This is a genomic window from Serinicoccus chungangensis (genome assembly GCF_006337125.1).
In the GTDB taxonomy this organism is placed as follows: domain Bacteria; phylum Actinomycetota; class Actinomycetes; order Actinomycetales; family Dermatophilaceae; genus Ornithinicoccus; species Ornithinicoccus chungangensis.
In genome coordinates this window covers 482,941-501,930 of the sequence record NZ_CP040887.1, presented here as the reverse complement: position 1 = coordinate 501,930, position 18,990 = coordinate 482,941, and the positions used below count along the sequence as shown (strand labels likewise).

Below are 18,990 nucleotides of genomic sequence, written 5' to 3'. Positions count from 1 at the left end.
TCGTGGCCCTCACAGGGCCACGACGGCACACAGCTACACCCCGAGCAGCCCCCGGATCGGGTCGATGCCGAAGTAGACCAGGAAGAGCACGGCGACCAGCCACATGAGCGGGTGCACCTGCCGGGCCTTGCCCCGCACCACCTTGAGCAGGACCCAGGTGACGAAGCCGGCGCCGATGCCCGCGGTGATGGAGTAGGTGAACGGCATGAAGACGATGGTCAGGAACGCCGGGAAGGCGATCTCCAGGTCGTCCCAGTCGATCCCGACCACCTGCTGCATCATGAGGAAGCCGACGACGACCAGCGCGGGCGTCGCCGCCTCGTGCGGCACGATCGCGACCAGCGGGGACAGGAAGGTCGTCAGCAGGAAGAGCACGCCGGTGACCACCGAGGCCAGCCCGGTGCGGGCGCCCTCGCCGACCCCCGAGGCGCTCTCGATGTATGACGTGTTGCTGCTCACCCCGCCGGCGCCACCGGCGATGGCGCCGAGGGAGTCGACGACGAGGATCTGCCGGGTCCGGGGCGGGTTGCCCTCCTCGTCCAGCAGCCCGGCCTCCGCGCCCACCGCGACCATGGTGCCCATCGTGTCGAAGAAGTCGGCCAGCATGAGCGTGAAGACGAGCAGGAACAGCGCGGTGAACCCGATGGCCTCGACCGAGCCCAGCAGGCTGAACTGCCCCAGCAGCGAGAAGTCCGGCGCGGCCACGACGCTGTCCGGGAGGGCGGGCACCCCCAGCCCCCACCCGGTGGGGTTGCTGCCGTCGGGGGTCTGCGGCCCGATCTCGAAGACCGCCTCGACGAGGATCGCCAGCAGCGTCCCGCCGACGATGCCGTAGAGGATCGCCCCCTGCACCCGCAGCGCCATGAGCGCGGCGATCGCGAAGAGCCCGACGAGGAAGACGACCGTGGGCCACCCGGCCAGGAAGCCGCCGACGCCCAGCTCGACGGGCACCGGGCCGCTGGCCGGCCGGCGGACGATCCCGGCGTCGACCAGGCCGATGATGGTGATGAAGAGCCCGATGCCGACGCTGATCGCCGTCTTCAGCTGGGTCGGCACGGCCCGGAAGACCGCCTCCCGGAAGCCGGTGAGCACGAGCACCAGGATGATGATGCCCTCCAGCACCACCAGCCCCATGGCGTCGGCCCAGGTCATCCCGTCCAGGCTGGCGATCCCGTAGGCGACGAAGGCGTTGAGGCCCAGCCCGGTCGCGAGCGCCAGCGGGTAGTTGGCCACGACCCCCATGAGCACCGACAGCACCCCCGCCACGAGCGCCGTGCACGCGGCGATGACGGCCAGGTCGCCGCCCGCGAGCAGCTCGCCGGTGCCGTCGGGCACGGTGCCGATGATGAGTGGGTTGAGGACGACGATGTAGGCCATCGTGAAGAAGGTCGCGAGCCCTCCCCGGAGCTCGCGCGCCAGCGTGGAGCCGCGCTGCGAGATCTGGAAGAAGCCGTCGAGGGAGCCCGTGGAGCGCGTGTCCGGCGCGGTGGTCGACATGCGCGTTAGCGTAGTCGGGTGAGCACCGGTCCCCAGCACGCCGACCACGACCACGCAGCGGCCGGTCGGGGCGAGCGCGTCGACCCCCTGCAGCCGCCCGAGGTGCCGCTGCGGACGATCACGCTGGTCCGCTGGGGCATCCTCGCCTGGGCGGTCGTGCTCCTCCTGCTGCTCGCCGTCCCGGCGCTGCGCAGCGGCGAGCGCGACTGGTGGGTCTGGGTCCCCGTGGCCGGGGTCGTCGGTGGCCTGCTCGGGTATGCCTACCTGCGCCGCGGCAAGGGCAACGCCGCCGACGCGTGACTCAGCGCTCGGTGAAGACGATCTCTGACTCGTCGTCGAGCACGGGCGGGTCGATCTTCTCGCTGGGCCGCTGCTCGACGTCGACCTCGCTGTGGGCACCGCAGCCGAAGTCCAGGGCCACGACGTCGCCGTCGGCCGGCGACCACTCGTTGGCGCAGACGCCGAAGACCGAGCGCAGCGCGCCGGACATGGGGACGAAGTAGCCGCAGGTGCGGCACGGCGCGGGCGCCTTGCGGGCGCCCTCGCTGCCGGGACCGCGCTCGCCGTCGTACCAGCGGGTCGCGGCCGCGTCGCGGCCCTCGGGCGAGAGCACCCGCGGGCGGCCGAGGCCGAGCTCCCACAGCGCCACGGCGTCGACGTCCTCCTCGCCGGTGGCCTCGAAGCCGGCCTCCAGCCGCGGGTCGTCCTCGACGAACGCGGTGCGGTCCCCGGGGCCGATGTCACCGGGCGCGAGACGCTCGGCGTAGGGCACCCACTCAGGAGCGAGCAGGGCACCCTCGCCGGGCAGCAGGTGCACCTCGCTGACGGTGGCCTTGCGCGCCCGCGGGACCCGGGACAGGGTGACCGCCCAGCGCCAGCCCGGGTAGGCGGTCGCGGAGCAGGCGAAGTAGTGCGTCGCCAGCCGCTCGGCCTCGAGCACCACCTCGAGGTGCTCGCCCACGGTCCCGGGCTCGGCGACCTCGAGCGCGGCGGCGCGCGCCACCTCGACGGCACCGGTCAGCACGGCGTCGGTGCGCGGGGTCCTCGGGCTCCTGGCGGTCGGCATACGGGTTACTTCCCCGCCTCGAACTGGTCGGCGACCGCGCGCAGCGCCTTCGCCATGGCCATGCCGTGCGGCCGGTCGGGGTAGTGCCCCCGGCGCAGCGAGGTGGAGGCCTGGTCCAGCAGGGTGATGAGGTCCTCGACGACGACCACCATCTCCTCGGCCGGCTTGCGGTCCCGCATCGACAGGCCTCGGGAGACCGAGGGCGCCGGCTCCATGAGCCGCACGTGCAGCGCCTGGTCACCGCGCTTGCCGGCGACGATGTCGAACTCGACCTTGCTGCCGCGCTCCAGGGCACCGACGCCGTCGGGCAGCGCGGAGCGGGGTACGTAGACGTCGTTGCCCTCGTCGCTGGACAGGAAGCCGAAGCCCTTGTCCTCGTCGAAGAACCTGACCTTGCCGGTGGGCACGGAGCACCTCACGAAGGGTGTGGGGGGATGTACGGGTTCGTCCGAGGATATCCCGCAGGACCGCGCGGGTCGAATGGCTTCCTCCGGGCAGACCTCACCCCCGGTGCCAGATGGACGGCACCGGGGGTGAGGCGACTCGCGTGTCGCCCCGAGCGACTAGACGCGGGCCTCCTCAGCGATGGGGTCGTAGGAGGCATCCCCCTCACTGAAGGCATAGGCGGACTCGCTGTGCTCGGACAGGTCGATCCCGCGCTCCTCGTCCTCCGGGCTGACCCGGAAGCCGATGGTCCGGGCGATGACCAGGGCGATGACCGTCGTCATGACGCCGGTGTAGAGGAGGGTGAACACGGTGGCCACGAGCTGGGCGACCATCTGGTCCATGCCGCCGCCGTAGAACAGGCCGCCACCCTCGCCCTCCACGGGCAGCGCCAGGAAGCCGAGCATGACGGTGCCGACGATGCCCGCGACGAGGTGCACGCCGACGACGTCCAGCGCGTCGTCGTAGCCGAACTTGTACTTCAGGCCGATGGCGAGCGCCGAGCAGATGCCGGCGACGACGCCGAGGAGCAGGGCGCCCAGCGGGGAGACGCTGGCGCAGGCCGGGGTGATGGCGACCAGACCGGCCACGACACCGGAGGCGGCGCCGATCGAGGTCGCGTGGCCGTCGCGCAGCTTCTCGGTGACCAGCCAGGCGAGCATCGCGGCGGCCGGGGCGACCATGGTGTTGACCCAGATCAGGCCGGCCTCCTCGGCCGAGCCGGCGGCGCCGCCGTTGAACCCGAACCAGCCGAACCACAGCAGGGCGGTGCCGATCATGACGAGCGGGATGTTGTGCGGCTTGTGGAAGCCCTTGGCGAAGCCGGTGCGCGAGCCGATGATGTAGACGAGGACGAGCGCCGCCAGCCCGGCGTTGATGTGGACGACGAGGCCGCCGGCGAAGTCGATGGCCTCACCGAAGGTGCTGCCGATCCAGCCGTCGGCGGACAGCAGGCCGCCGCCCCAGACCATGAACGCCAGGGGGCAGTAGACGAGGGTGACCCAGACCGGCACGAAGACCGTCCAGGACACGAAGCGCGTGCGGTCGGCGATCGCGCCGGAGATGAGGGCGACCGTGATGATCGCGAAGGTGGCGCCGAAGCCGATCCCGATGAGGTCGCCGGTGCCCACGTAGCTCATGAGCCCGAAGTCACCGGCCGGGTTGCCGACGATGCCCCCGAGCAGCGGCGGGGCCGAGCTCATGCCGTAGCCCCACAGGACCCAGATGACGCCGACCAGGCCGATGGAGATGAAGGACATCATCACCATGTTGAGCGCGGCCTTGGCCCGGGCCATGCCGCCGTAGAAGAACGCGAGACCGGGAGTCATGAGCAGCACGAGCGCCGCGGACACCATGACCCAGACATCACTTGTCGAGAGTTCCATCGTTGTGCCTCCAGTGAGTGGTGCGGACGAGCGGCCTCCCAGGGGTCACGTCGTCGGGGTGGGAGGGCCACGTCGCTGTGGGCACCAGTCAAGACCCGCGATGTTTCAGGACCCCGCGCATCCGCGTAACAACTGTGTTGCCGATGTTTCCGTCGCGTAAATCTTTGCCGCCAGCCGCGTCCGCCCCGGCCCCGCGGATCAGAGGAGGGCGTGCGCGCGGGTCAGCCGGGCCCGCCACCAGGCCTCGCGCGCGCCGTCCACGCGGTATGCCGCGAGCGCGGCCGGGTCGACCGCGTCCCGGGTCGCGTCGGCCCGGGCGACGGTGAGCCCGCCCCCCACCGGCACGAGCGGCTCGGCGACGACGTCCTCGGCGAGCAGGGCGCCGGTGCCCAGGCCGCAGTCGTGCTCGAGGACCGGCAGGGCGGCGGCGAGCCGCACGCCCAGGGCCAGGCCCACCGAGGTGTCCAGGGCGGAGGAGACGACGGCGGGGAGCCCGGCCTGCTCGATGATCTCCAGCGCCCGCGCGATGCCGCCGAGCGGCGCCGCCTTGACCACGACCAGGTCGGCGGCGCCCCGGCGGGCGACCTCCAGCGGGTCCTCGGCCCGACGGACCGACTCGTCCGCCGCGACGGGCACGTCGACCCCGGCCCGCGCCAGCGCCAGCCGGAGGGCGGCCAGCTCGGCGACGGTGGCGCAGGGCTGCTCGGCATACTCCAGGCCCACCGGGGCGAGGGCCGCGAGCGCCCGCACGGCGTCGTCCACCGACCAGGCGCCGTTGGCGTCCACCCGGATCCGGGCGGCGGGGCCGAGGACGCGCCGCACCTCGCGGACCCGGGCGACGTCGTCGGCCAGGCCCTGGCCCTCCTCCGCCACCTTGACCTTGGCGGTCCGGCGCGCGTCGTAGCGGGCGAGCACCTGCTCGACCTCCGGCGCGGCCACCGCCGGCACCGTGGCGTTGACCCCCACCCCCGCGCGTACCGGGGGCGGCAGCACCCCCCACCCGGCCTCCACGGCCGCGCCGAGCCAGCGCGCGGCGTCCCCGTCGGCGTACTCGGTGAACGGCGCCCACTCGGCCCACCCCTGCGGCCCCCGGAGCAGGAGCGCCTCGCGCTCGGTCACGCCACGGAAGCGCACCCGCAGCGGCAGGCTCACCACGTGCGCGGCGGCCAGCAGCTGGTCGAGGTCGGGGGTCGGCGTCGGGGTGGTCGGCACGCCCCCAGGGTAGGCGCGCGGCCCGGCTCGTTCATGGACAGCACCTGACCGGGACCTGGAGCACACTGGGCTCCTCGACCGAGGAAGGACGCCCCATGGCACTGAAGTGGTACACCGTCGTCGTCGACTGCCGCGACCCGCAGGCGCAGGCCCGCTGGTGGGCGGAGGCCCTGGACTGGCTGGTGGTCTACGACACCCCCGACGAGGCGGTGGCGGTCCCGCGCCACGCCATGGAGGCACCGCAGCACGAGCCCGACCTGGACGCGTGGATGCGCCGCGGCCAGGGCCTGGTCTTCGTGCCCGTGCCGGAGGGCAAGGAGGTCAAGAACCGCCTGCACCTCGACCTCGCGCCGCACACCAGCCAGGACCGCGACGCGGAGATCCGGCGGCTGCTCGACCTCGGCGCCACCCAGGTGGACGTCGGTCAGACGCCGGAGCACAGCTGGACGGTGCTGGCCGACCCCGAGGGCAACGAGTTCTGCGTCCTGTCCACCCGCGACGGCTGAGCCGCCCGCCGGGCGGACCGCTCAGCAGCCGTCGCCGGCGTGGACGTACCACTCCGGCAGGTCCTCGGCATACGCCTGCGCGACCCCCGGGGTCCTGGTGGCGCGCCAGTCGACGACGGCGTCGACCTCGGGCTCGTGCTTGCGCCACTCGAACCAGTTGACCATGTGCAGCTGCGGGAAGTCGCGGTGCAGTGCGGGGTCGACGAGCTGGGACCACCAGGCACGCTTGACCGTCAGCTCGTCCGCGCCGCCACCACCCGGACGGAAGAACGCCGCCGTCTCCGGTATGCCGACGGGCTTGCCGCGCTCCTGCGCGTACTCGGCGTAGAAGTCGGGGACGGCCGTCTCGTCCCCGGCGGCACCGTCGTAGTTGCCGGTGAGCTGGTCCACGAACTTGTTCTCCTCGGGCACCTCGTTCTCACCCCACGGATGCGCGTCGCCCCAGTGGTAGAGCGACATACCGACCCAGTCGACGGCGTCGTCGCCCGGGTAGTAGGGAGCGTACGGGTCGTCGCTCTCGTCGACCGTCCCATCCACGGAGGTGTCCAGCGCCTGATAGGCGTCCGACCCCGGAGACGCGGCATGGGCGCCACCGGTGAAGGGGTACCCACCTCCGTAGTTCGGCGCCCACATCATGGCGCTGCCCGGAGCCTCGCGGTGGACCGCGTCGGCGACCCGGCGGAACGCCTCCCGGTAGGCCTCGGGCTGCTGACCCCAGGGGTACCAGGACCCGTTCATCTCATGGGCGAAGCGGACGACGACGGGCACACCGTCCTCGTTGTAGCCGTCCAGGAGGGTGGCGAGCGCACCCACCGCCTCGTCGGTGACGGTGGCGAGCCCGTCGTGCGGCTCCAGCGTGAGGAGCAGCATCCCCCCGTTGTCGCGGACCTGGTCCTTGGCCGCCGTGACGTGCTCCTCGTCCTGCGCCTGGAGGGGAAAGCGCGCGAAGCTCACGGCGAGGGCCGGCCGCTCCCCCAGCCGCTCCGCATACTCCGACAGCAGGTCGCGCTCCCAGTCCAGGTTGACCCCGGCCAGCACGCCGGTCGACGGCGCCAGGTCGTCGCCCAGCGACAGGCACGTCGTCACGGCATCCGCGCCGGCGCCCGGACCGCCGCCAGACGGGACGACGCACCCGCCCACGAGCGCGGTGGCGACGACCGGCAGGGCGAGACGACTCGGTCGCGTAAACACTACTCAAAAGTAACCGAACCCCCTGACGCCACGGCGGACCGGGGCGCCCCACGGCCTAGGCTGACCCACGTGAGCGAGCAGACCAGCCAGGCAGGCCAGCCCTTCGACCCCGCGCAGTGGGAGCCGGTCGAGGGCTTCGACCTCACCGACCTCACTTACCACCGGCACCGCGAGCTCGGCTGCGTCCGCATCGCCTTCGACCGCCCGGAGGTCCGCAACGCCTTCCGCCCGCACACCGTCGACGAGCTCTACCGCACCCTCGACCACGCCCGGATGTCCCCCGACGTGGGCGTGGTCCTGCTCACCGGCAACGGCCCCTCGCCCAAGGACGGCGGCTGGGCCTTCTGCTCCGGGGGCGACCAGCGCATCCGCGGCCGCAGCGGCTACCAGTACTCCTCCTCCCCCGACGCCGACCCCACCCGGGACGGGGTGGACGAGGCCCGGGTCCGCGCCGAGGGCGGGCGGCTGCACATCCTCGAGGTCCAGCGGCTCATCCGCACGATGCCCAAGGTCGTCGTGGCCGTGGTGGGCGGCTGGGCGGCCGGCGGCGGGCACAGCCTGCACGTGGTCTGCGACCTGACGATCGCCTCCCGGCAGCACGCCCGGTTCAAGCAGACCGACGCCGACGTCGGCAGCTTCGACGCCGGCTACGGCTCGGCATACCTCGCCAAGATGGTGGGGCAGAAGAACGCCCGCGAGATCTTCTTCCTCGGCCGCGCCTACGACGCCGAGCAGATGCAGCGGATGGGGGCGGTCAACATCGTCGCCGACCACGCCGACCTCGAGACCGAGGCGGTGCAGGCGGCCCGCGAGATCCTCGGCAAGAGCCCGACCGCGCAGCGGATGCTGAAGTTCGCGCTCAACCTCACCGACGACGGCCTCATGGGCCAGCAGGTCTTCGCCGGCGAGGCGACCCGGCTCGCCTACATGACCGACGAGGCCGTCGAGGGCCGCGACTCCTTCCTGGAGAAGCGCGAGCCGGACTGGCGCGCCTACCCCTGGTACTTCTGAGCCGAGGACGTCCGAGCCGTCCGCACCCGGCCCGCCGGCACGCCCCCGTGAGAGGATGAGCGGGCCGATCACGGCCGCGACCAGGGAGGACCTCCGCGATGCGACGCTCACTCATGGCCCTGCTGGCTGCCCCCGCCCTGCTGCTCGGGGCCTGCGACGGGGGCGCCGAGGTGGTCGAGGCCACCGGCGGGGCGACCTCGGAGGGCTCCGACGACGCGGCCCTGACCAGCGGCACCGACTCCTCCGACGCGGCCGACGCCACCGACGACCCCGGTGACGCCGCGGCCGCCACCAGCGCCGCGCCCGAGGACGTGGAGGGCGGCGAGGAGGGCCAGGCCGCCGCCGACCGCGCCAAGGAGTTCCTCCTCGCCCTCGTCGACGCGGACCCGGCCGCCTGCGGCCTCATGCTCTCCTTCACCGACACCAGCCGGCCGATGGCCGAGGTGCCGGAGGACCTCGAGCTCTGCGAGGAGCAGCTGCCCGAGACCATGTCGGCCGCCGTCGAGGCCCAGGGGCTCGGCGAGGAGGGCCGCGACATCCTCGGCGCGATGCAGCTGCGGGGGGCCGAGATCAACGCCGAGGGCGACACGGCCGTCATCGACGAGGACAACTACTCCGAGCTCTTCGCCGAGTCGATGGGTGAGTCGACGATCACCCTGGTCCGGGTCGACGGCGCGTGGTTCATCGACGTCGAGCGCTTCCTGCAGACCCCGGACCCCGGTGACGGCGGACGCTGACGACCTGGTCGTGCCCCCCGGCGCGACCTGGACCGACCTCGGACCGTCGTTGCGCCGGCTGATGACCGGCGACGACGGCCGGCCGGTCGTCGTCGCGACCTCCGGGTCCAGCGGCACCCCCAAGCGGGTGCGGCTCCCCGCGGCCGCGCTGCGCGCCTCCGGCACCGGCACCGCCGAGCGCCTCGGCGGGCACGGGCAGTGGCTGCTCGCCCTCCCCACCCATCACGTCGCCGGGCTGCAGGTCCTCGCCCGGTCGGCGCTCGCCGGCACCGAGCCCGTCGAGCTCGACCTGGCGCGCGCGTCCACCGCCGTCGCCCTCGCCGACGCCGTGGCGCGCATGGACCCCGGCTCCCGCCGCTACGCCTCCCTCGTCCCCACGCAGCTGCACCGGGCGCTCGCCGACCCCGCGGGCGTGGCCGCGCTGCGGGAGCTGGACGCCGTCCTCGTGGGCGGGGCGGCCACCGACGACGGGCTGCTGGAGCGGGCCAGGGCGGCCGGCGCTCGGGTCGTGACGACCTACGGCATGTCCGAGACCTGCGGCGGCTGCGTCTACGACGGGGTGCCGCTGCCCGGGGTACGGGTCGAGGTGACCGCGGAGGGCCGGGTCCGGCTGGGCGGGCCGGTCCTGGCCGAGGGCTACGTCGACGACCCGCTCCGGACCACCCGGTCCTTCGTCACCGACGGGTCCGGTCGGTGGTTCCTCACCGAGGACCGCGGGGTATGCCGTGCCGGCCGCCTCACCGTCCTCGGGCGGGTCGACGACGTCGTCGTCACGGGTGGGCACAAGGTCGAGCCGCGCGATGTGGAGACGGCGCTGCGGTCGCTGCCGGGCGTGCAGGACGCGCTCGTCGTGGGGGTGCCGGACGCCGAGTGGGGCCAGCGGGTGGCCGCCCTGGTCGCCCTGGAGGGTGGCCTGCGGCCTGCCGTCCGGGACGGCGCCGAGGAGCACCGCGGCGCCACCGCGACGGCCGACGACCTGCGCGCCGCCCTGCGCCGGAGCCTGCCCGCGCACGCGGTGCCCCGGCAGGTCGAGGTGGTGGACGGCATACCCGCGCTGCCCACCGGCAAACCGGACCGGGCGGCGGCGCGGCGACTGCTCGACGCGGGTGGCAGAATGAAGCCTCACCTGCACTGACGTGGAAGGAGGCAGGCATGCTCCGCGTCGTCATCGTCGTCGCCCTGCTGGCCTTCGTCGTCTTCTGCGTCGTCGACGCCGTGCAGACCAGGCGCGAGGAGGTCCGCGGCCTGCCCAAGCCGCTGTGGGTCCTCGTGTGCCTCCTCCTCCCGGTCGTCGGCGGCCTGGCCTGGCTCGTCGCCGGTCGGCCCCGCAGCATCCTCGACATCATCTTCGGTGACCGGGGCGGACGCTCCGGGCGCCCGCGCGGCCCGCTCGGGCCGGACGACGACCCCGACTTCCTGCGAGACCTGTAGGAGCCTGCCGATGGCAACCCTCGCCCAGTGGATCGAGGGGGCGCGCCCGCGCACCCTCCCCGCCGCCTTCGCCCCCGTGCTCGTGGGCACGGCGGCGGCCGACGCGCTCGGCGGAGCTGACCTCGGCCTCGCCGTGCTGGCGCTGTGCGTCGCCCTGGGTTTCCAGATCGGCGTCAACTACGCCAACGACTACTCCGACGGCATCCGCGGCACCGACGAGGACCGGGTCGGACCGGTCCGGCTGGTCGGGCAGCGGCTCGCCGAGCCCGCCAACGTCCGGACCGCGGCGTTCGCGGCGTTCTTCGGCGCGGGGCTCTGCGGCCTGGCCCTGGTCGCGCTGTCCGGCGCCTGGCTGCTCATCCTGCTCGGCCTGCTCGCCGTGTGGGCGGCGTGGCACTACACCGGGGGCGCCAAGCCCTACGGCTACCGCGGGCTCGGTGAGGTCATGGTCTTCGTCTTCTTCGGCCTCGTGGCCGTGCTCGGCACCACCTGGACCCAGGCGCAGGCCCTCGACCTCGGGGCCCTCGGCGGCGCGATCGGCTGCGGGCTGCTGGCCAGCGCGATCCTCGTGACCAACAACCTGCGCGACCTCGAGGGCGACCGCGCCGCGGGCAAGCGCACGCTCGCCGTGCGTATCGGCTTCCGGCGCACCCGCCGGCTCTACGCCGGGCTCCTCGCGGGGGCCTTCGTCGCCGTCCTGGTGGCCGCGCTGGCCCACCCCCTGGCCCTGCTCGGCCTGCTCGCCGCCCCGCTGGCCTGGCGCCCCTACCGGCTCGTCACCGACCCCGAGAGCTACGGCCCGGCCCTGCTGCCCGCCCTGGCGCAGACCGGCGTCCTCCAGCTGGGGTATGCCGTCGCCCTCTCGGCCGGTCTCGTCCTGTCCTGAGGCGGCCCGGGCCCGGCCGCCCGCATGCCTGTCCGCCGGCGTGCCCGCCCGCCGGCGTGCCCGACCGCGTGGCCTTCTGGAGCAGCCCACCGTGCGCGGTTGTGGCCTCCACGGGGCCACCAGTGCACACAGACTCAGCCTGGCAGGTGCCGTGCCACTCCCACCGGCTCCTGGCGTGTGCGGTCATGGCCCCCTGAGGGCCACCAGCGCGCACGGCTCCGCCCGTGGGGGTCCTGCGTGTGCGGTCACGGCCCCCTGAGGGCCACCAGCGCGCACAGACCCAGCCCATGGGGGTCCTGCGTGTGCGGTCACGGCCCCCTATGGGCCACCAGCGCGCACAGACCCAGCCCATGGGGGTCCTGCGTGTGCGGTCACGGCCCCCTATGGGCCACCAGCGCGCACGACCCCGCCCGTGGAGGGCCTGCGTGTGCGGTCATGGCCCCCTGAGGGCCACCAGTGCGCACGACCCCGCCCATGGGTGTCCTGCGTGTGCGGTTGGGGCCCTCTCAGGGCCATCACCGGGCACAGACCCAGCCTGGTCGGCGAGCGGCCGGGACCGCAGGGGGACGGCGAGCCACGCGTGTGCCGCACCACCCCCGGAGGCCCTTGTGTGTGCGGTTGAGGCCCTCTCAGGGCCACCACCGCGCACGACCCCCGCCCTCGGGGCCGCGAGCCCCCGGCTCAGTCCTCCTCGTCGACGCGCTCGTCGTCGATCTTGGCCCGACGGCGCTCCATGCGGTCCTCGACGCGCCGCTCGAGGCCGGCGGCGAGGCGCTCCCGGTCCGGGGCGAGGAGGAAGTAGGAGACGACCATGGAGGCCACGGCGGCGAGCACGGCGGACCACAGGACGCCGAGGGTCAGCAGCCGTCCCAGCGCGAAGAAGCCGATGAAGACGAGCAGCCGCATGGCGGTGTAGCGGGCGACGATCAATTCGCCACTCCCGAGTAGGAGTGCAGCCCGGTCATGAGCAGGTTGACCACCGTGTAGTTGACGACGATGCAGCCGAACCCGCCGATCGCGACCCAGGTCGCCCGCCGCGTCGTCCACCCGGACGTCGCGCGCGCGTGCAGGTAGGCGGCGTAGACCACCCAGATGATGAAGCTCCACGTCTCCTTGGGGTCCCAGCCCCAGTAGCGCCCCCAGGCCTGCTCGGCCCACACCGCGCCGGACATCACCGCGAAGGTCCACAGCGGGAAGGCGACGATGTGCACGCCGTAGGTGATCCGCTCCAGCTTCACCGCCTCCGGCAGCGCCGACAGCCAGCCGCGCACCTCGCCCTTGCGCTGGGCGGTGTCCCGGAGCAGGTATGCCGTTGCGACCGCCGCGCCGAGCAGGAAGAGGGCGATGGACAGGGTGGCGACGGTGACGTGGATGACCAGCCAGATGTTGTCGAGGGCCGGCATGAGCTGGGAGGCCTCGGTGTACCACCACAACTTGGCGGCCCCGAGGATGAGCAGCACCGGCACCACGACGAAGGCGCCCAGCCACAGCCGGTCCTTGCGCAGGCTCCAGGCCGAGTAGACCACGAGCGCGAAGGAGGCCGTGAACAGCGCGAACTCGTACATGTTGCCCAGCGGGGCCCGGGTCACCGACAGCCCGCGCAGCACCGTCCCCGCCACGACGAGGAAGGTGCCCAGCCAGGTGAGCTGGAGGCCGACGACGCCCCAGCGGCGGGTGGGGGCCGCAGCGCCGGGGGCGGTGCCGGGGTCCGCCGCGGGCGCGGCCGCGACGGGGCTCGGCGGCGCCGTGCGGTCGGCTCCCGCCGCGACCGGCACGTCCGCCCGGGCCGTGCGGTCGGCGCGCCGGGTGCGCGTGGAGCCGGTGACCGCGAGGTGCACCGAGAAGGCGACCATCGCCACGGCCAGCACCACGATGGCGGCCCAGATCGCGAGGTCGCTGGCCTGGGCCAGGGAAGCGTTCGTCATACCTCATCCTTGTCTCGCGCGTCGTCCGGCGCCGCGTCCGCGGCGTCACCGGTCGGCCGGTCGGGTTCGAGGACCCGGCCGCCGCTCGCCCCGACGATCTGCTCGACGAGCTCGTCGACCAGGTCGTCCAGGCCGGGGTCGGTGCCCTTGGGCAGGGCGGCGACGCTCAGTCCAGTATGCCGCGAGCCCGGGTCGGCGGGATCGCCCGCACCCGGGTGCACGCGGACGAAGACCCGGCGCCGCCGCACGCCGAGCATGAGCACCAGCCCGGCGAGGGCGGTGCCGGCGAAGAGCAGGGCCGGGAGCCGGCCCGGGTCGTGCCGCACGAGCATGCCGCCCCAGCGGATGACGGTCTCCAGCTCGATGGTGCCCCGGTCGCCGGGGATCTCCAGGGTGTCACCGGGACGCAGCAGCATCCGGCTGGGCTGGCCGTCGTCCTGGAGGACCTGGTCCAGGGACTCGGTGGGGATGGAGAAGACCGACTGCGAGCGCCCCTCGGGGAAGAGCTCGCCCTCGTAGGCGGTGAGCACGAGGGCCGGGTCGACCAGGCCCGGGAAGGAGGACGTCATGCCGGACTCGGGTGAGACGGACAGGGTCGGCAGGAAACCGCCGGCGAAGCCCAGCCCGGGATCGGCCCCGGGGACCTTGATGACGCCGTCGGAGCCGTAGGTGTTGTCCTGCGGCAGGAAGGTCACGGCGTCGGAGAAGAGGACCTCGCCCTCGGCGTCCCGGACGGTGACGACCGGGGCGTAGCCGTTGCCGAGGAGGAACATCGAGGTGCCGTCGATGGACAGCGGCTGGTTGACCCCGAAGTCGACCTGGCGCTCGGACCCGTCGGCCTCGACGGTGGCCACCCCCTGGAAGACCCGGGGCTGGCCGAACTGCGCGCCCTCGGCCTGCGCCTCGAACTGCACGTCGAGGTCGTCCAGCCGGACGGTGAAGGCGGGGATGTCGGACTCGTCGACGAGCGGCCCCAGGCTGAGCGTGTCGAAGGTGCCCGCCCCCGCCGTCCACGACTCCCCCTCCTTGATGATGATCTCGCCGCGCCAGCCGAAGAGGTGGCCGGCCGCCACGGAGACGATGATCCCGAGCAGGGCCAGGTGGAAGAGCAGGTTGCCGGTCTCCTTGGCGAAGCCCTTCTCGGCGGCCACGACGAGGGCGCCGTCCTCCTCCTCGCGCAGCCGGAAGCGCCGGGCGGACAGCCGGGCCCGGGCCGCGGCGACCACGTCGTCGGGAGCGGCGTCCAGCACGACGTGGCGGTGCACGGGCAGCCGGCCGAGGCGCGCCGGGGTGCGCGGCGGCTGGGCCCGCACGGCCCGCAGGTGCTGCCGCATCCGTGGCAGCACGCACCCGACGAGGCTGATCATGAGGAGCAGGTAGATCGAGGCGAACCAGGGCGAGGAGTAGACCTCGAACATGCCGAACCGGTCCAGCCAGCGGGCCAGCCCCGGGTCGTCCTCGAAGTACTGCCGCACCCGGACGGGGTCCACGCCGCGCTGCGGGAAGATCGACCCGGGGATGGCCGCGACCGCCAGCAGCAGCAGCAGCGCCAGGGCCGTGCGCATGCTGGTGAGCTGGCGCCAGGCCCAGCGGGCCCAGCCCACCGGCCCGAGCCGCGGCCCGCCGAGGGCGGTGCGGTCCTTGGGGTAGCTCGACTCGATCCGCTGCCGGGTCCGCTGGTCGGTGGCCACCTAGAGCACCGTCTCGAAACCGCTGACCAGCTGCGCCTGCACCCAGGCGGTGAGGCCCGCCCACACCCCGCTGAGCATGAGCAGCCCGAGCACGACGAGGATCCCGCCGCCCACGCGCTGGATGACCAGATAGTGGTCGCGCAGCCACCGCGAGGCCCGGCTCACCCAGCCGACCCCCGCCGCCACGAGGAGGAAGGGCAGACCCAGACCCAGGCTGTATGCCGTGCCCAGCACCACCGCGCGGCCCACCTGGTCCTCCCCCGGGACGATGGAGGTGCCGAGGGTCTGGATCGCCGCCAGCGCCGGGCCGGTGCAGGCGGTGAAGCCCAGCCCGAAGGCCACGCCCAGCAGGGGCGCGCCCGCCAGACCGGCGGCGGGCCGCCAGCGCAGCTGCCAGGAGGCGCCCGGCTGCACGATCATCACGAGGCCGAGGACGAGCACGACCGCCCCGGCCACGCGCAGCAGCAGCCCCTGGTGCTGGACCAGCGCGAGCCCCAGGCCGGAGATCGCCACGCTCATGAGCAGGAAGACCGCGGTGAAGCCGAGGACGAAGAGCAGCGCGCCGAGCACCAGCCGGGCCCGCGCCCCCCGGGCACCCCCGGCCGCCGCGTCCTCGCCCGGGAGACCGGGCGTCATACCGCCGAGGTAGCCGAGGAAGCCGGGCACGAGCGGGAGCACGCAGGGCGAGGCGAAGGACACCACTCCCGCGAGCGCGGACACGCCCACGGCCAGCAGCAGCGGACCGGTGAGGACGAGGTCGCTCACCCGGCCGCCCCCTCCCCGCCCGCCTCGACGGTGCCGTCCGCCAGGACGTCCTCGACGAGGCTGCGCAGCGTGGTGGCGTCGACCTCGCCGCTGACCCGGGCCGCGAGCCGCCCCTCGCCGTCGATCACCAGGGTGGTCGGGGTGGCCACGGCCAGGCTGCCGAGCTGGGCGCGGGTCCGTCCGCCGTCGTCCTGCAGGGACGGGTAGGGGACGTCGTACCTCTTCTCGAAGGCCAGCGCGTTGGGGATGGTGTCGCGGGAGTTGAGACCGATGAAGGTCACCGGCTCGCCCGCCTCGCGCAGCGCGGTCTCGACCTCGACGAGGTCGGGCACCTCCGCGACGCACGGCCCGCACCACGAGCCCCAGACGTTGACCACGACGACCTCGCCGGCGTGGTCGGCGCTGCTCCAGGGCTCGTCCTCCAGGGTGGTGCCCTCCAGGCTCACCTCCTGGTCACGCTCCCCCACGGCGACCTGCTGGATGGTGCCGTCACCGGCGACGTAGCCCTTCTGGTCGCCCTGCCGCATCTGCTCGTTGATGCTCGTGCCGTCGTCCCCGGCGCAGCCCGCGAGGGCCAGGGCGAGGACGGGGACCAGCAGGACCCTCGTCGCCCGTGGGCCGCGGCGGGTTCGGGCGCCTCTCACCGGGTCACCTCGCCGGCCTCGCCGGTCACGTCCACCGCGGCGTCGAGCAGGTGACCGGCCGGCTCGGCGTACATCACCCGGACGGGCAGCGGTCCGTGGAAGAGGACGGTCGTCACGGAGGCCAGGCTGCACCGGCGGCGACGCGGGTGGTGCCACAGCCGCTCCCCCTGAACCGACCGGCGCAGCGTCCAGATCGGCAGCTGGTGGCTGACCATGACGCCCTCGTAGCCCTTCACCTGCGCGCGCAGCGCGTCCAGGCCGGCCCGCATGCGGGTCGCGATCTCGGCGTAGGGCTCGCCCCAGGAGGGGCGGAAGGGGTTGACGTAGAGCGGCCAGTGGCGGGGGTCGGCCAGCATGCGCCGGTCCACCCGCTGCCCCTCGAAGGCGTTGCCGCTCTCCAGGAGGCGCTCGTCCAGGTCGACCTCGAGGTCGTGCGCCGCGGCGATCGGCTGCGCCGTCTCCCGGGCCCGCTCCAGCGGGGAGCTCACGACCCGTCGGACGTCGCGGTCGGCGAGGTGGTCCGCGGTCGCCCGCGCCATCTGCTGCCCGAGGTCGGAGAGGTGGTAGCCGGGCAGCCGGCCGTAGAGGATGCGCTCGGGGTTGTGCACCTCACCGTGCCGCACGACGTGCACGAGGGTGACGGGGGTGCCGTCGTGGAGGGTCCGTGGGGTGCCCTCGCTGGGGGGCAGACCGTCGGCTCCAGACATACGCGCGATTCTCCCACGCCTCGCTGGGCGGGTGCTGGGACGGCCCTCAGGCGACCTCGGCCGCGCTCTGCCCGATGGCCCGCACCGCGTGCTCGACCGCCTCGTCGTCGTGCGCGGCGGAGACGAACCACGACTCGAAGCAGCTCGGCGGCAGGTGCACCCCGCGGCGCAGCATGGCGTGGAAGAAGCGGCCGAAGAGCGCCGCGTCCTGGTCCTTGGCGGCCTCGTAGCCGGTGACCTGGCCCTCCCGGAAGAACACGCTGAACATCGACCCCGCCCACTGGATCCGGTGGGGTATGCCGTGGCGCGTGAAGGCGTCGGTGACGGCCGCGGCGAGCGCCTCGCTCACCTCGTCGAGACGCTGGTAGACCTCGTCGGTGCAGCGCTGGAGCGTGGCCAGCCCGGCGGCCGAGGCGACCGGGTTCCCGGACAGCGTCCCGGCCTGGTAGACGGGCCCGTCCGGGGCGAGCCGGGCCATGACGTCGGCCCGGCCACCGAAGGCCGCCGCGGGGAAGCCGCCGCCCATGACCTTGCCGAAGGTGAACAGGTCGGGCGCCCCGCCCTCGGGGACCCCCTCGAGACCGAGCCAGCCCGAGGGCGAGCAGCGGAAACCCGTCATGACCTCGTCGCTCACCAGCAGCGCACCGTGCTCGCGGGTGAGCCGCCGCAGCGCATCGGTGAAACCGGGCTCCGGCGGCACCACCCCCATGTTGCCCGCGGCGGCCTCGGTGATGACGGCGGCGATCTGCGACCCGCGCTCGGCGAAGGCGGCCTCGAGCGCGGGGACGTCGTTGTAGGGCAGCACGACGGTCTCGCCGGCCGCGCTGGCCGGGACGCCCGGGCTGTCCGGCAGCCCGAAGGTCGCCACCCCGGACCCGGCCGAGGCGAGCAGCGCGTCGACGTGCCCGTGGTAGCACCCGGCGAACTTCACCACGACCGACCGCTCCGTGAAGCCCCGGGCCAGCCGGATGGCGCTCATCGTGGCCTCGGTGCCCGAGCTGACCAGGCGCACCTGCTCGACCGGCTCCACCCGGGCCACGATCTCCTCGGCGAGGGCGACCTCGCGGGCGGTGGGCATACCGAAGGAGAAGCCGTCGGCGGCGGCCTCGGTGACGGCGGCCCGCACCTCCGGGTGCGCGTGGCCGAGGATCATCGGACCCCACGAGCAGACGAGGTCGAGGTAGCGGCGCCCGTCGGCGTCCCAGAGCCAGGGGCCCTGCGCCCGCTCCATGAACCGCGGCGTGCCACCGACCGAGCGGAATGCCCGCACGGGCGAGTTCACACCGCCCGGGATGACCGCCCGCGCGCGGGCGAGCAGGGCGTCGGAGGCCGGGGCGGTGTCCGGGTGGGTCACGGGTTCGGCGGTCATGGCGCCCAGCCTACGAGTGGGCCGGCGCGCCCCCGCCCGGTGGGAGGGCTCAGACCGCGTCGAGCGCCTCGTCCTCGCCGTGCCGGATCGCCAGCACGACCCGGCGCATGAGGTCGCCGTGCGTGACGAGCTCCTCGCGGGTCAGGTGGTCCAGCAGGGCCGAGCGCACGCTCTCCACGTGCACGGGCGCGAGCTTGTGCAGCTGGGCCTGCCCGGCCTCGGTGAGGACCAGGACGACGCCGCGGCGGTCCTGGGGAGCCCGCTCGCGCTCCACCCAGCCCCGCTTCTCGAGCCGGCTGGCGGTGTGGCTCACCCGGCTGCGCGACTGCACCACCAGGTGGGCCAGCTCGGCCATGCGCATCCGGCCCCCCGGCGCCTCCGAGACCATGCTCATCAGCTCGTACTCACCCAGCGAGACCCCGAGCTCGTCGAGCGCCTCCTCCATGATGAGCCGCACCAGGTGCGAGCCCCGCAGGATCGAGCGCCAGGCCCGCTGCTCCTCCTCGTCCAGCCAGCGCACCAT

The 18,990-nt window shown here is 73.9% G+C and carries 21 protein-coding genes; 7 read left to right on the top strand and 14 right to left on the bottom strand.

Going from position 1 to position 18,990, the window contains the following annotated elements; translation table 11 throughout:
* Positions 1 to 33: 33 nt before the first annotated feature.
* Complete coding sequence (locus FHD63_RS02295; RefSeq protein ID WP_139719794.1) at positions 34 to 1,497, bottom strand: NCS2 family permease; 1,464 nt, start codon at positions 1,495 to 1,497, stop codon at positions 34 to 36.
* A gap of 18 nt (positions 1,498 to 1,515) precedes the next feature.
* Here FHD63_RS02295 and FHD63_RS02290 point away from each other — a divergent pair, with 18 nt between their 5' ends.
* A complete protein-coding gene (locus FHD63_RS02290) occupies positions 1,516 to 1,797 on the top strand; it encodes a DUF2530 domain-containing protein (RefSeq protein WP_238705733.1) in 282 nt (93 codons plus the stop codon).
* Position 1,798: 1 nt separating this feature from the next.
* On the opposite strand, the gene FHD63_RS02285 is transcribed toward FHD63_RS02290, so the two are convergent.
* The 4 genes from FHD63_RS02285 to FHD63_RS02270 all read right to left on the bottom strand — a co-directional run bounded on the left by FHD63_RS02285 (position 1,799) and on the right by FHD63_RS02270 (position 5,604).
* On the bottom strand, positions 1,799 to 2,563 hold the full coding sequence (locus FHD63_RS02285) for a DUF3027 domain-containing protein (RefSeq protein ID WP_139719792.1): 765 nt from the start codon (positions 2,561 to 2,563) through the stop codon (positions 1,799 to 1,801).
* Positions 2,564 to 2,568: 5 nt separating this feature from the next.
* Positions 2,569 to 2,970: a cold-shock protein gene (locus tag FHD63_RS02280; protein ID WP_139719790.1), complete on the bottom strand. Its 402-nt coding sequence runs from the start codon at positions 2,968 to 2,970 to the stop codon at positions 2,569 to 2,571.
* A 156-nt stretch (positions 2,971 to 3,126) separates the two neighbouring features.
* Positions 3,127 to 4,392 carry an ammonium transporter gene (locus FHD63_RS02275; RefSeq protein ID WP_139719788.1) on the bottom strand — a complete coding sequence of 422 codons (1,266 nt, stop codon included), beginning with the start codon at positions 4,390 to 4,392 and terminating at the stop codon, positions 3,127 to 3,129.
* A gap of 198 nt (positions 4,393 to 4,590) precedes the next feature.
* A complete protein-coding gene (locus tag FHD63_RS02270; protein WP_139719787.1) occupies positions 4,591 to 5,604 on the bottom strand; it encodes an o-succinylbenzoate synthase in 1,014 nt (337 codons plus the stop codon).
* Between the two features lie 95 nt (positions 5,605 to 5,699).
* Between FHD63_RS02270 and FHD63_RS02265 the strand changes: the two genes are divergently transcribed.
* A complete protein-coding gene (locus FHD63_RS02265; protein ID WP_139719785.1) occupies positions 5,700 to 6,110 on the top strand; it encodes a VOC family protein in 411 nt (136 codons plus the stop codon).
* A gap of 21 nt (positions 6,111 to 6,131) precedes the next feature.
* Here FHD63_RS02265 and FHD63_RS02260 read toward each other — a convergent pair whose 3' ends face one another.
* Complete coding sequence (locus FHD63_RS02260; RefSeq protein ID WP_238705732.1) at positions 6,132 to 7,196, bottom strand: glycoside hydrolase family 26 protein; 1,065 nt, start codon at positions 7,194 to 7,196, stop codon at positions 6,132 to 6,134.
* A gap of 174 nt (positions 7,197 to 7,370) precedes the next feature.
* Here FHD63_RS02260 and FHD63_RS02255 point away from each other — a divergent pair, with 174 nt between their 5' ends.
* From FHD63_RS02255 to FHD63_RS02235, 5 genes are all read left to right on the top strand, one after another.
* Positions 7,371 to 8,312: a 1,4-dihydroxy-2-naphthoyl-CoA synthase gene (locus FHD63_RS02255; protein ID WP_139719781.1), complete on the top strand. Its 942-nt coding sequence runs from the start codon at positions 7,371 to 7,373 to the stop codon at positions 8,310 to 8,312.
* A gap of 98 nt (positions 8,313 to 8,410) precedes the next feature.
* Positions 8,411 to 9,049, top strand: coding sequence for a hypothetical protein (locus tag FHD63_RS02250; protein WP_139719779.1), 639 nt, complete (start codon positions 8,411 to 8,413; stop codon positions 9,047 to 9,049).
* 10 nt (positions 9,050 to 9,059) lie between these two features.
* The gene (gene menE / locus FHD63_RS02245) at positions 9,060 to 10,184 is read left to right on the top strand and encodes an o-succinylbenzoate--CoA ligase (protein ID WP_238705731.1); all 1,125 of its coding nucleotides are present in this window, start codon (positions 9,060 to 9,062) and stop codon (positions 10,182 to 10,184) included.
* 17 nt (positions 10,185 to 10,201) lie between these two features.
* Positions 10,202 to 10,480 carry a PLDc N-terminal domain-containing protein gene (locus FHD63_RS02240; protein ID WP_139719777.1) on the top strand — a complete coding sequence of 93 codons (279 nt, stop codon included), beginning with the start codon at positions 10,202 to 10,204 and terminating at the stop codon, positions 10,478 to 10,480.
* Positions 10,481 to 10,490: 10 nt separating this feature from the next.
* Positions 10,491 to 11,366: a 1,4-dihydroxy-2-naphthoate polyprenyltransferase gene (locus tag FHD63_RS02235; RefSeq protein ID WP_139719775.1), complete on the top strand. Its 876-nt coding sequence runs from the start codon at positions 10,491 to 10,493 to the stop codon at positions 11,364 to 11,366.
* 681 nt (positions 11,367 to 12,047) lie between these two features.
* Here the strand turns inward: FHD63_RS02235 and FHD63_RS02230 are convergent.
* Genes FHD63_RS02230 through FHD63_RS02195 form a run of 8 tightly spaced genes read right to left on the bottom strand, consistent with a single transcriptional unit; the run spans position 12,048 to position 18,990 of the window.
* Positions 12,048 to 12,296 (bottom strand): DUF4229 domain-containing protein, encoded by a 249-nt coding sequence (locus tag FHD63_RS02230; protein WP_202978402.1) that lies wholly within the window; start codon positions 12,294 to 12,296, stop codon positions 12,048 to 12,050.
* Positions 12,293 to 13,291, bottom strand: a complete 999-nt coding sequence (ccsB, locus tag FHD63_RS02225; protein WP_139719774.1) for a c-type cytochrome biogenesis protein CcsB — start codon at positions 13,289 to 13,291, stop codon at positions 12,293 to 12,295. The genes FHD63_RS02230 and ccsB overlap by 4 nt, the downstream gene beginning before the upstream one ends.
* Positions 13,288 to 14,982 (bottom strand): cytochrome c biogenesis protein ResB, encoded by a 1,695-nt coding sequence (gene resB, locus FHD63_RS02220; protein ID WP_139719771.1) that lies wholly within the window; start codon positions 14,980 to 14,982, stop codon positions 13,288 to 13,290. Before resB ends, ccsB begins: the two co-directional genes overlap by 4 nt.
* Positions 14,983 to 15,747, bottom strand: coding sequence for a cytochrome c biogenesis CcdA family protein (locus FHD63_RS02215; protein ID WP_139719769.1), 765 nt, complete (start codon positions 15,745 to 15,747; stop codon positions 14,983 to 14,985).
* Entirely contained in the window at positions 15,744 to 16,391 is a 648-nt protein-coding gene (locus tag FHD63_RS02210) for a TlpA family protein disulfide reductase (protein WP_139719767.1), read from the bottom strand. The genes FHD63_RS02215 and FHD63_RS02210 overlap by 4 nt, the downstream gene beginning before the upstream one ends.
* Positions 16,388 to 17,098 (bottom strand): histidine phosphatase family protein, encoded by a 711-nt coding sequence (locus FHD63_RS02205; protein WP_139719765.1) that lies wholly within the window; start codon positions 17,096 to 17,098, stop codon positions 16,388 to 16,390. The genes FHD63_RS02210 and FHD63_RS02205 overlap by 4 nt, the downstream gene beginning before the upstream one ends.
* Before the next feature lie 46 nt (positions 17,099 to 17,144).
* Entirely contained in the window at positions 17,145 to 18,467 is a 1,323-nt protein-coding gene (gene hemL, locus FHD63_RS02200) for a glutamate-1-semialdehyde 2,1-aminomutase (protein WP_139719763.1), read from the bottom strand.
* Between the two features lie 49 nt (positions 18,468 to 18,516).
* Complete coding sequence (locus FHD63_RS02195; protein ID WP_139719761.1) at positions 18,517 to 18,990, bottom strand: MarR family winged helix-turn-helix transcriptional regulator; 474 nt, start codon at positions 18,988 to 18,990, stop codon at positions 18,517 to 18,519.